Origin of the sequence: Deinococcus arcticus, assembly GCF_003028415.1 — a bacterium.
Classification (GTDB): Bacteria; Deinococcota; Deinococci; order Deinococcales; family Deinococcaceae; genus Deinococcus; species Deinococcus arcticus.
Window position 1 is genome coordinate 1 of the sequence record NZ_PYSV01000019.1, and the last position, 11,435, is coordinate 11,435.

Annotated in this window: 10 protein-coding genes; 8 read left to right on the forward strand and 2 right to left on the reverse strand. The window is 69.6% G+C overall.

The genetic code is table 11. The features are described 5' to 3' along the window. Positions 1–131 precede the first annotated feature (131 nt). The gene (locus C8263_RS15775) at positions 132–1,457 is read right to left on the reverse strand and encodes a DUF4403 family protein (protein ID WP_233218857.1); all 1,326 of its coding nucleotides are present in this window, start codon (positions 1,455–1,457) and stop codon (positions 132–134) included. 238 nt (positions 1,458–1,695) lie between these two features. On the opposite strand from C8263_RS15775, the gene C8263_RS15780 reads away from it, so the two are divergent. From C8263_RS15780 to C8263_RS15800, 5 genes are all read left to right on the forward strand, one after another. Beyond that, positions 1,696–2,205, forward strand: coding sequence for a P-loop nucleotide/nucleoside kinase family protein (locus C8263_RS15780; protein WP_158263830.1), 510 nt, complete (start codon positions 1,696–1,698; stop codon positions 2,203–2,205). Between the two features lie 9 nt (positions 2,206–2,214). Next, positions 2,215–2,640: a secondary thiamine-phosphate synthase enzyme YjbQ gene (locus C8263_RS15785; protein WP_107139100.1), complete on the forward strand. Its 426-nt coding sequence runs from the start codon at positions 2,215–2,217 to the stop codon at positions 2,638–2,640. A 265-nt stretch (positions 2,641–2,905) separates the two neighbouring features. Then, the gene (locus tag C8263_RS15790) at positions 2,906–4,123 is read left to right on the forward strand and encodes an adenylosuccinate synthase (RefSeq protein ID WP_107139101.1); all 1,218 of its coding nucleotides are present in this window, start codon (positions 2,906–2,908) and stop codon (positions 4,121–4,123) included. A gap of 137 nt (positions 4,124–4,260) precedes the next feature. Further along, positions 4,261–4,872, forward strand: a complete 612-nt coding sequence (gene folE, locus C8263_RS15795) for a GTP cyclohydrolase I FolE (RefSeq protein WP_199188426.1) — start codon at positions 4,261–4,263, stop codon at positions 4,870–4,872. Between the two features lie 225 nt (positions 4,873–5,097). Beyond that, the gene (locus C8263_RS15800) at positions 5,098–7,824 is read left to right on the forward strand and encodes an HD domain-containing phosphohydrolase (RefSeq protein ID WP_107139103.1); all 2,727 of its coding nucleotides are present in this window, start codon (positions 5,098–5,100) and stop codon (positions 7,822–7,824) included. A 19-nt stretch (positions 7,825–7,843) separates the two neighbouring features. On the opposite strand, the gene C8263_RS15805 is transcribed toward C8263_RS15800, so the two are convergent. Next, the gene (locus C8263_RS15805; protein ID WP_107139104.1) at positions 7,844–9,022 is read right to left on the reverse strand and encodes an amidohydrolase; all 1,179 of its coding nucleotides are present in this window, start codon (positions 9,020–9,022) and stop codon (positions 7,844–7,846) included. A gap of 202 nt (positions 9,023–9,224) precedes the next feature. On the opposite strand from C8263_RS15805, the gene C8263_RS15810 reads away from it, so the two are divergent. The 3 genes from C8263_RS15810 (at position 9,225) to C8263_RS15825 (ending at position 11,372) form a co-directional block, all read left to right on the forward strand. After that, on the forward strand, positions 9,225–9,428 hold the full coding sequence (locus tag C8263_RS15810; protein WP_107139147.1) for a hypothetical protein: 204 nt from the start codon (positions 9,225–9,227) through the stop codon (positions 9,426–9,428). A gap of 383 nt (positions 9,429–9,811) precedes the next feature. Continuing rightward, on the forward strand, positions 9,812–10,003 hold the full coding sequence (locus C8263_RS15820; RefSeq protein WP_107139106.1) for a hypothetical protein: 192 nt from the start codon (positions 9,812–9,814) through the stop codon (positions 10,001–10,003). 160 nt (positions 10,004–10,163) lie between these two features. Beyond that, the gene (locus C8263_RS15825) at positions 10,164–11,372 is read left to right on the forward strand and encodes an NAD(P)/FAD-dependent oxidoreductase (RefSeq protein ID WP_107139107.1); all 1,209 of its coding nucleotides are present in this window, start codon (positions 10,164–10,166) and stop codon (positions 11,370–11,372) included. The last annotated feature ends 63 nt before the right edge of the window (positions 11,373–11,435 follow it).

Sequence of the window (11,435 nt, forward strand, 5' to 3'; positions counted from 1 at the left end):
CGCGCCTTGCCGCTCCCTCTGCTGACCATCGCTTTGAGGGTCTGTTCCTGTTCACCACTCAACTGCACCACGTACCGAAGAGGTCGGCTCATCCTTAACTATTACAAATTCTAGAACGCTGCACTAGGGGTTCAGCGCGGCAGACTGACCGCTGCGGCCAGATTGCCGGTGGCCTCGCCCGTCACCAGCAGGGCGTCCGGGGTGACCTGCACCGCGCGCACCTTCAGCGGGCCCACCGTGCCCTGCAGGGTCACGCCCGGGGCCACCGTGAAGGGCAGCCGGGCCTGCAGGGCCGCGCGGGCCCGGTCCAGCTGGGGGCGCAGGTCAAAGCGGGCGGCGCCCTGCAGGTACGCCTGGGCGCGGGCGTCGGCCAGATACCCGATCACGCGGCCGGTCAGGCCCTCGCGCCGGGTGGTCACGCGCACGCCCTGCAGGGTCAGCGTCTGGCCCGCCGGGTCCAGGGCCGGGGTGCCCTGAATGTCCACGGTGGCGCCCACCCGCAGGCCCAGTGGCCCGGTAATCTGCACCCGTACAGCGGCATTCAGGCGCCCCCCTGCCGGGGTCAGGGTCACGCCCAGCACGCGCAGGGTGGGGGTGGTGGGAACCGGCAGGGGAAAGGTTTTCTGGGCAGCGGCCTGGGTGGCCAGGCGCGAGAGTTCGGGGTAGGGCAGGCGCACCGGCACCTGCAGGTCCAGCCCCGGGCTCAGGCGGGGCGCCGTGTTCAGTGGCGGCAGGGGCCGGACCGGACCTGGGGCCGGCGCACGGCCCAGACCGGCAGCCAGCTCCAGGCCCGCGCCCAGCGTGAGTTTCAGGGCGTCCGGGGTAAAGCGCGGCGGCGTTACCTGCAGGCTCAGGGGCCGGGCGCGGGCGTAGGCCGCTTCCGGCGTGGGCAGGGTCCAGGGCTGGGCCGCGCGCGCCCACAGGGCCTCGGCGCGGGGGCGCAGGCGGGCGCCGGTTCGCACCGCCGCCTCCACCTGCGCGGCCACCCGGTCCAGCTGGGCGCGCACCTGGGGGTCCACCAGCGACTGCACGCTGATCCGCACGCCCGGGGTGAGGTCCACACTCAGGGGATCAGTCCAGGTGTAGTCGCCCTTCACGCGCACCCCGGCCTCCCACGCCGGGGTGACATACGGCGTGACCGTCAGGCTGACGGTGGCCTCGCCGCCAAAATCGCGCGCCAGCGTGCCGCTGCCCGCCGGGGTGGCCCGGAACGCCGCGCGGATGGGCACCCGCATCACCAGCCCTGAACCGTCGGCCGTGGGCGTGAGCTGCACGTGGCCCGTGCGGGTCACGGTGCCCTGCACCTGCACACTCAGCAGGCCCCCCAGAAAGGTGCGGGTTTCGTCCACCCGGGCAAACTCCTTGGGTATGCGGGCGTTGGCGGCTTCCTGCACGCTGCTCAGCGGCACCGTGACGGGCAGGGTCAGGGTGGAGACGGCGTGCGCGGGAGCGGTCATGAGCGCAGTCAACACGACTGGCATGAGAAGGCGGCGCATGGGGGTTAGGGTAGCGGGAGCGGGTGAGAGGCTCGTCCCTAAGGACGTTGAACCTCACGTTGCGACTTTGCAGGAGAGCACCGCAAAGTCTCCACGCCCGGTGCAACATACTTTTTTTCGATGCTCGCTCTGCGGCGCAGCTGTTTCAGCCCGCTCGGTTGATCGGGGGCTTGGGAGCGAGCGACTTAGAATGGAGGACGTGAACAAAGGGGCGTTGCAACTGGGCCGGGTTCATGCCCTGCATGGGTTCATCGGCAGCGGCAAGAGCACGCTGGCCCGGCGCTTAGAGCAGGCGCTGCCGGCCCTGCGGTTTTCCCCCGACGAATGGACACACGCTCTCCTGGGCGCCAATCCACCAGAGGCGCTGTACCGACCAGCTCTGGCCGGCCTCCTGCAGATGTTTCAGGGGCATTGGGTGCAGGCCGCCCTGCTGGGCAGCGACGTGGTGCTGGATTATGGGTTCTGGACTCGCCACGAGCGGGACGAACTGCGCAGCCTGTGCGCCCACCACGGGCTCGAACTGCGGCTGTACCGGCTGCACGTGCCTGATGAGGTGTTGTGGGAGCGGGTGGCCAGCCGCAACGCCGGAGTCGCGGCCGGCGAGGATCGGGCAAGCGTCTGGATCAATTCATGGGACTTTCAGGCTTTCCGGCAGCACTTCCAGCCACTTGACCCCGAGGAAGCCTGGGTGGAGCCCGAGGGCCATTAGGGTAGGCCCATGTGGACCCAGCACACCCTGACCCTGCCGGCGCGGCGGCGCGGCTTTCACCTGATTACCCGCGAGGTGGCCCAGGCGGTACCGGAACTGGCCCGCACCCGCGCCGGGCTGCTGCATGTGTTTCTTCAGCACACCAGCGCCAGCCTCACCCTGAATGAAAACGCCAGCCCCGACGTGCGGCGCGATTTCGAGCGGTATTTCAACCACGCCGTACCCGAAGACTGGCGCGAGTGGGAACACACCCTGGAAGGCCCGGACGACATGCCCGCGCACATCAAGGCCAGCCTGCTGGGCCCCAGCCTGACGCTGCCGGTGCAGGGCGGGCGGCTGGCCCTGGGGACGTGGCAGGGCATCTACCTGTGCGAACACCGCGACGACGGCGGCGCGCGGCGCCTCCTGCTGACCCTGCACGGCGAAAGCGCCTGAAGGTGTCCACCCCACGTAAACAACCCGCCCGCTCAGCCCGGCCCCATCCCCTACACTGAGGTACGGTGCTGCGCGCCGTGTTTTTTTTGCCCTGCTCCGGCGGGCAAGCAAAGGCAAGTCTGTGCGCGTGGCCGGAGGGCTGAGCAGCCATTGTCTCCGGTTCCTGACCCGTTCACACCGCACAACGGGTCATCCACCTCCGACAACGGCTGCTTGTTGGCACTCGCTTTGCTCGGCTGGGCAAAGCCCAGCACCAAGGAGTCAGATGCCTGGAATTGCAATTGTGGGCGCCCAGTGGGGCGACGAGGGCAAGGGGAAGATCACCGATTTTCTCGCGCCAGAAGCCGAGTACGTGGTGCGCTATCAGGGCGGGGCGAATGCCGGGCACACCGTGACCGCAGGGGGGCAGACCTTCAAGCTGAACCTGCTGCCCAGCGGCGTGCTGCACGAAGGCACCGTGAGCGTGCTGGGCGACGGCATGGTGATTGACCCGGACAAATTCCTGGAAGAGCGGGGCAACCTGCTCTCGGGCGGGCTGCAGCCAGAACTGCGCATCAGCGACCGGGCGCATCTGGTGCTGCCGCACCACAAGTACGTGGATGGCCGCAAGGACTTCGTGGGCACCACCGGGCGCGGCATTGGCCCCTCCTATGCCGACCGCGCCCGCCGCGTGGGCATCCGCTTTGGTGACCTGCTGGACGACGGTGTGCTGGCCGAGCGCATTGAACGCCTGCTGGAAGCCAAGCCCAATTCCACCCGCGACGCGGGCTGGACGACCCTTGAGGTGGCCCTGGACGCCCTGGCCCCCATCCGCGAGGCGCTGGCCCCCTTCATTCACGACACGGGCGCCCAGCTGCGCGCCGCCATTGCGCAGGGCCGCAACGTGCTGTTCGAGGGCGCGCAGGCCACCCTGCTGGACCTGAATTACGGCACCTATCCCTTTGTGACCAGCTCTCACCCCACGGTGGGCGGCATTCTGGTGGGCGCGGGCGTGAACCACAAGGCCATTCACAAGGTCTATGGCGTGGCCAAGGCGTTCAACACCCGGGTGGGCCACGGCCCCTTTGTCACCGAGGTGCACGACGAGGCCGGGATTCTGCGCCTGCGCGGCGACGGCTCCAAGCCCTGGGACGAGTACGGCACCACCACCGGGCGCGCCCGGCGCGTGGGCTGGCTGGACCTGCCGCTGCTGAAATACGCCGTCGAGGTCAATGGCCTGGACGGCCTGGTCATCAACAAGATGGACATTCTGGCCGGCCTGGACACCATTCCGGTGTGTGTGGCCTACGGCCAGAGCGGCGAGCCGGTCATGAAGCACCTGCCGGGCTGGACCACCACCGACGGCGCCACCAGCCGCGCCACCCTGGCGGGGGAAGCCCAGGCGTACCTGGACCTGATCGAGGAAACCGTGAACTGCCCGGTGGTGATCTTCTCGTGCGGCCCGGCCCGCGAGCAGACGTATGGTGAGGTCAGCTGGACCTGAAGCCCGCCACGGGCCCCGCCGGGGCCTGAAAGCTGCCCGACAGTTGCCGCGAGGGCCCCTGGCCTACACTCGCGGCATTCGCATTCACCCGGCCCCCCTTCCCTGGGGGCAGCGGCGTGAAAAGGAGAGACCGAATCTTGACCACAGAACCCGTGATCAGCGCCGCCGACGAGAAGCTGGAGGTGCCCGGCCTGCGTGATCTGACGCACGACTGGCTGGCCGCCATTGGCGAGGACCCGGCGCGCGAGGGCCTGACGCGCACCCCGCACCGCGTGGCCAAAGCCTGGAGCTTCATGACCGCCGGCTACCACAAGACCCTGCAAGACGCGGTGGGCGAGGGGGTTTTTGCCGCCGAGGGCAGCGAGATGGTGATTGTCAAGGACATCGAGTTCTATTCCATGTGCGAGCACCACATGCTGCCCTTTTACGGCCGGGCGCACGTGGCCTATATCCCGGACGGCAAGATTCTGGGCCTCAGCAAATTTGCGCGCATCGTGGACCTGTACTCGCGCCGCCTGCAGGTGCAGGAGCGCATCACCACCCAGATTGCCGACGCCACCGAGGAGCTGCTCTCGCCCAAGGGCGTGGCGGTATTTATGGAGGGCGTGCACCTGTGTATGGCCATGCGCGGGGTGCAGAAACAGAACTCCAGCACCACCACCTCGGCCATGCGCGGGCGCTTTCGCAGCGATCCGCGCACCCGCGCCGAGTTCATGAGCGCCGTGCAGGGCACCCTGCGCAGCCGCTAAAGCCAGCCGTGCTGTGACGGCGCTGTCAGACCAGGGCACGGCGCGCCTGTCCGGGGGCCACACCCGGCGCTGGCCTGCGCCAGGGGCCTCTCTTCAGGTGCCCGGCAGCCTCACAAGCACGCCCAAAAGCAAATGACCAGAATTGTCATTTTAAGTACAGTCTGAAGGGCCTGGGTGAGACGGGTGTAAGGGCACAGCAGGTACCGTACCCCGGGAGGACGTGCCGTGTTACTGAACCTGTGCCTGCTGCTCACCTGCACGTTTCTGCTCAGCCTGACCTACCGCGACTGGCCGGTGCGGCGCCACTGGCCCGACCACGCCCTGCGCCTGCTGCTCTCGGCCGCCACGGCCACGGTCTTGATGCATTACGCCGTGGCGGTGGGGCCCTACAAGATTGATCTGCGCTACGTGCCCATTGCCCTGGTGGCGCTGCGCTACGGCTTCGGGGCCGGCGCCCTGGTGGCCCTGCCGGCGGTGGTGTGGCGGCTGCTGGAGTCCCAGTTGGGGGGCCTGGTGGCGCTGTTCAACACCGTCACCGTACTGGGTGCGGCGGCGCTGCTGCGGCCCACGCTGGACCTGACACACGCCAACCTGCGTGACCTGTGGAAGCTGCCCCTGCCCTACCTGGGCGTGGGGCTGCCCTTGCTGCTCCTCCCCGAATCGCGGGCGCTGGGGCTGGTGGTGTATCCCGGCATGCTGGCGCTGCACAGCGTGGCCACGGTGCTGGTGCTGGGGGTGTTGCAGTCGCGGCTGCGGCTGCTGCGGCTGGCCAACGACCTGCGCCAGCAGGTCATGACCGATGACCTGACCGGTCTGGGCAACCGGCGCCGCTTCGATGAAGAGCTATCCCGCCTGGAAGTGGGCGACCATCTGGTGCTGCTGGATGTGGACGACTTCCGCCAGTTGACTGAAGCGCACGGCCCCGAGGCCGGCGAGCGGGCGCTGCGCTACCTCGCCCAGGTGCTGCACGACGCGGCGCCGGGGCGCGGCTTCCGGCTGGGCCACGAGGCCTTTGCCCTGCTGCTGGCCCTGCCAGTGGAAGAGGCGCGGGCGGTGGCGGCGCGCGTGCAGGCCCAGCTGACTGATTCCGGCAGCGCCGCGCCCTGGGGCCGCCTGACCCTGTCGGCGGGACTGGCCACCCGGCAGCCCCGAGAGCAGCCGGCCGAGCTGGTTCACCGCGCCGACGAGGCGCTGTATCTGGCCAAGACGAACGGCGGCAACCGCCTGGTCACCCTGGACGACCTGCCGCGCCGCGCCGCGCCGGCCGAGGTGCCGGATCTGCGCCCGCGCTATTCACTGTGGCAGGCCCAGCGCACCACCGTGGAACTGCTGGCCCAGCGCCGCTCCCTGAATGATCAGGACTGGCAGGAGCTGCTGGAACTGGCCGTCACAACCATTTCGGGCGTGGGCTGCGGCAGCCTGAATATCCGTGAAGGCGCCCTGTTCCGCATCTGCGCGGCGGTGGGCTACGCGCAGCAACTCGTGGGCACCGCGCTGACCGAGCCCTCCCAGATTCGCTGGTACGGCCAGGGCCTGGAGGCGTGGCGGCAGGGGCGGCCCCGTGTGCTGCGGCCCTCAGAGATCGAGCGGGTGTGGGCTGAGGCCGACGCCGCACTGGCCCCGGGCCCCCGTCAGATGTTCGCTGCGCTGGGCCACCGCACGGCGCTGCGGGCCAGCCTGTGCCTGCCGGTGGTGGTGGGAGGCGAGGTCGTGGCGCATCTGAACCTGGAATCCACCGAATCTGAGGGGGTGTTCTCGGCCGGCGCCATTCAGGATGCCCAGGTGTTTGCTCAGCAGATTGCCGCCCTGCTGCAACTGCAGGAACGCTGGCGCGAACTGGACCAGCTGGCCCGGCTGCACGGCGACCTGAACCTGAGTGCCGGCGAACAGGAGATTGCCGACCACCTTGCCCGGGCTGCCCACGACCTGCTGCGCACCAGTTCGGCGCTCCTCATGCGCTACGACCCGGCGCAGGACGTGCTGGTGGCTGCCGCCCAGACCGGGGCCGCGCCAGCCGCGCCGGCGCGGCTGGCGCGCGGCGAGGGCCTGTCGTGGCAGGCCCTGGAGGGCGGCCGGATTATCCGGGTGGGGCGGTTGCAAGACGCCCCGGGCGTCTACCTGCACCCACAGGGCGCCACCGCCGAGAGCGCCCTGATGGTGGTGCCCATGCTGTCGCACACGCGCCAGCCGCTGGGTGTGCTGTGCCTGCTGCGCGCGCCGTGGCGGCCCTTCCAGGCCACCGAGGAAGCCCTGGCCGCCATGCTGGCCAGCGTGGGCACCCGCGTGATGGAACGCAGCGCCCACCTCAGCGACCTGCGCGCCACTCTGGACGCGGCGCTGAACATGCTGGGCGTGGCGCTTGAAGCGCGCGACCTGGAAACCCAGGGCCACACGCAGCGGGTGCGCGACCTGGCTGCCCGGATGGGGCAGGCCCTGGACCTGCCCGAAGCGCAGCTGACCGCCCTGCGTCACGGCGCCACCCTGCACGACATTGGCAAGCTGAGCGTGCCCGACACCATCCTGCTCAAGCCCGGCCGCCTGACCCCCGAGGAGCGCCTGATCATGGAGCAGCACGCGCCGCTGGGCGCTGAACTGGTGGCGCGCATTCCCTTCCTGCACCCGCAGGCGCACGGCGTGGTGCGCTACCACCACGAGCGCTGGGACGGGCAGGGCTACCCCGACCGCCTTGCCGGCGAGCAGATTCCGCTGCTGGCCCGCGTCTTTGCCCTGTGCGACGTCTACGACGCCCTGACCAGCGTGCGGCCCTACAAGGGCGCCATGGGCCACGAACAGGCCATGGCCATCATCGTGCAGGGCGCCGGGACCCAGTTCGATCCGCAGCTCACCGAGCTGTTTCGCCGGGTGATTCCGGGACCCAGCACGCCCCCCCAGGGGCAGCCAGGCCCCCCGGCTCAGCCCGACTGCCCCGACCACGACGCGCCCGCCGCGTGACCGCCGGACCCCGGACAGTTCAGCGCGGCGCGGCCAGTCGCAGGGCGGCGGCGTGCAGCATCTGCACCCCGGTTTCCAGGCTGCGCTCATCAATGGTGAAGCGCGGGTGGTGGTGCGGCCAGCGGCTGTCGGCCTCGTCGCTGCCCGCGCCCACGTTGAAGTACGCGCCCGGGGCCTTTTCCAGGTAGGCGCTGAAGTCCTCGCCCCCCATGGTGGGCCGGGCTTCACGGAATCGGGCCTCGCCCACCGTGTCCAGGGCCACCTCGCGCAGCTGCGCCGCCACCCAGTCGGTGTTGATGAGCGGCCGGTAGCCGAATTCATAGCGCAGGTCGTAGGTGGCGCCGTGGGCCTCGCACACGCCCTTGACCACGCGCTCGATCAAGTGGGGCGCGCGCTCGCGCAGGGCGGGGTCGAAGGTGCGCACGGTGCCCATCAGCTCGGCGCTGTCGGGAATCACGTTGTGGGTGGTGCCGCTGACAAACTTGGTCACGCTGACCACCAGCGCGTCCTGGGCGGCCACCATGCGGCTGACCACATGCTGCAGGTTGGTGACCACCTGCGCGCCCACGGCGATGGGGTCCACCGTCTCTTCCGGGTGCGCGCCGTGCCCGCCCTTGCCGCGAATGGTCAGTTCAATGGTGTCGGGGGCCGCCATGAAGGCGCCAGCCTTGACCGCCACCACCCCGGCGGGCAGCTGGCTGTTCAGGTGCAGGCCAGTCACCACGTCCACCCCGTCCATCAGCGGGGTGTTCATCACCAGTTCCTCGGCGCCGCCGGGCCCGATTTCCTCGGCGTGCTGGAAGATCATGCGCACCTCGCCGGGCACCGTTTCCGGGTGTTCGGCGAGCAGCTGGGCCACGCCCAGCAGAATGGCCGTGTGGCCGTCGTGCCCGCAGGCGTGCATGACCCCGGGGCGCGTGGAGGCGAACGCAAAGCCGTTTTCCTCGTGGATGGGCAGGGCGTCAATGTCGGCGCGCAGCAGCACCGTGCGCCCGGATTGCCCCCCCTTCAGCACCGCCAGAACACTGGTGGCGGTGGGCCGCGTGACGCTCAGGCCCGGCATCTGGCGCAGCTCGGCCTCGATGTAGGCGGCCGTTTCATGCTCGTGAAAGCCGACTTCGGGGTGCATGTGCAGGTGTCGCCGCCACGCCACAAGCTGCTCGCGCAGGCCTGCAGCCCTGTCCTGGGTTGCCGTCATGCCCCAGCCTAGCGCGCCGGGCCCGCTGTTCTGTCGCCGCCGGGGCTTCATTCCGGCATACCGGACATGGCCGGGCCGTGTGGGCCCTGCTCCGGCCGAACGCGCGGGCACCCCTGCCCAGGGCCGCGCGCCGCCAGCACACATGAACAGCCTTGATACGGCCTTCAGCAACTTTCCTGCGGGCTGTGTCGTACTGAGGGGCATGAAAACCCGTACCCGCTCCAGAGGAAAACTTGGCCTGCTGCTGACCATGGCGCCCATTGCCCTGGAACTGCTGGCCCTGGCCCGCAAGTCCCAGCGCAAGGGCAAATACACCAAGGCCCGCAAGCGCGACCGCGCCCTGGATTTCCTGCTGAATCAGGCCCAGCGCAAGGTGCGCGGCAAAACCCAGCGCCGCTGGTTTTAAGGCCCTCTCTCCCAGATGGCTCCACTGCCCGGTGCAGTGGGGCCGCTTTTCTGTGCCGGGGCCTAGAGCCCTGAAGCTGGCTGACCGCCCGAAACTGGCGCAGTGGACGCCTGCGTGGTTTGCTCAGTCGCTCGCTGCCAAGCCCCCGATCAACCGAGCGGGCTGGAACAGCTGCGCCGCAGAGCGAGTCTTGAAAAAAAGTGCGTTGCACCGGGCGTGGAGACTTTCCGGTGCTCTCTTGAACAGTCGCAACGTGAGGGGCAACGTCCCTAAAAGCGCCTTCCGTGTTGCGTTGAGCCCTGCCTGCCCGCAGCCCAGCGAGAGGGGGGGCCGCGCGCTCCGCCCCCTGGCCCCGCTGCTGGACACCGGCACCCCCGACCCCATTGCCGGGAACATCGTGGGGCTCCAGTCCCCTGGCGGCCCAGATTGGCGGGCGGGCCGGCGCCCTGGGCCTGAACCTGCAGGGCCTGGGCGTGGAGCACCTCTTCACCCAGCCCCTGAACGGCTGTGCCAGCAAACTGAATGCCCAGAATGTGGCCACCCGCCGATGGGCGCAGCACCTGTTCCAACTTTGACCGCCGCGTCACCACCGACGCACCCGGGGCGGCTTCAACCGATCCAGTCTGGAGCGGCGGCGCCTGAAGGCCGCCCCTGGGGCCGGGGGGCGCCCCCCTTTGGCCCCAACCGCAGGAATGCCTGCAGTTCCGCGCCCCCCCGGCTGCCAAGATAACCACGATGGACCTGCGCAGCGGACGGGCTTTCTGGCCCCTGACCAATGGGCTGATGTACACCTACCCGCCTCTGGCCGAGCCTGAGCAGGCCGATGTGCTGGTCATTGGCGCGGGCATTACCGGGGCGCTCCTGGCCGACGCCCTGAGTGAGGCGGGCCTGAACACGGTGGTCGTGGACCGCCGCGACGCGGGGTTTGGCAGCACCAGCGCCAGCACCGCCCTGTTGCAATACGAAATCGACACCAATCTGGTGGACCTGAGCGCCATGATCGGCCAGCGGGACGCCGAGCGGGCCTACCACCTGTGCCGGGAGGCCACCCACCGGGTGCGCACCCTGACGGCGGGCCTGCCCGACGACTGCGGGTTCAAGGCGCGCGGCAGCCTGTACTACGCCAGCACGAAAAAAGACGCCCGGATGCTGCGCGACGAACACGCCGCCCGCACCCAGGCTGGGCTGAACGTGGAGTATCTGGACGCCCGCGCGGTGAAGGCCCGCTTTGGCATCACGGCGCCCGCCGCTCTGTTCAGCAGGGACGGCGCCGAGGTGGACCCGTACCGCCTGACCCAGCACCTGTTGCAGCGGGCGCTGGGCCGGGGCGCGCGGGTGTATGACCGGACCACCGTGACCCGGCTGGACGAGGGCCGCCGCCTCTTGACGGCCCACACGGACCGGGGCGCCAGGGTGCAGGCCCGCTGGGTGGTGGTGGCCACCGGCTACGAGGCCGAAACCTTTCTGGGCCGGCGCCTGGCCCAGCTGAAAAATTCCTACGCCCTGGCCACCGAGCCCATTGCCCAGACCGAGGGCGAGCCCTGGCCCGAAGGCTGCCTGATCTGGGAAACGGCCCGCCCCTACCTGTACGCCCGCACCACCCAGGATGGCCGCGTGGTCGTGGGCGGCGAGGACGACCCCCACCACAACCCGGCCCGCCGTGACCGCGCGCTGGTGGCCAAACAGAAGCGCCTGGAACGCCGCCTGGAAAAACTGCTGCCCCACCTGAAACCCGAGGTGGCCTTTGCCTGGGCGGGCACCTTTGGCGAAACCAAGGACGGCCTGGCCTACATTGGCCCCAAAACGAAAGGGGAGAGGCTGCTCTTTGCCCTGGGGTACGGCGGCAACGGCATCACCTATTCCGTGCAGGCCGCGCGCCTCCTGACCGCCTGCATTCAGGGCCGCGCCGAGGACGACCTGCGGATTTTTCGGCTGAACCGGTAAGGAGGTCGAAGGGTTAAAAGGTCTAAGGGGGGCGTTTCCTTAGACCCTCAGACTCTTAGACCC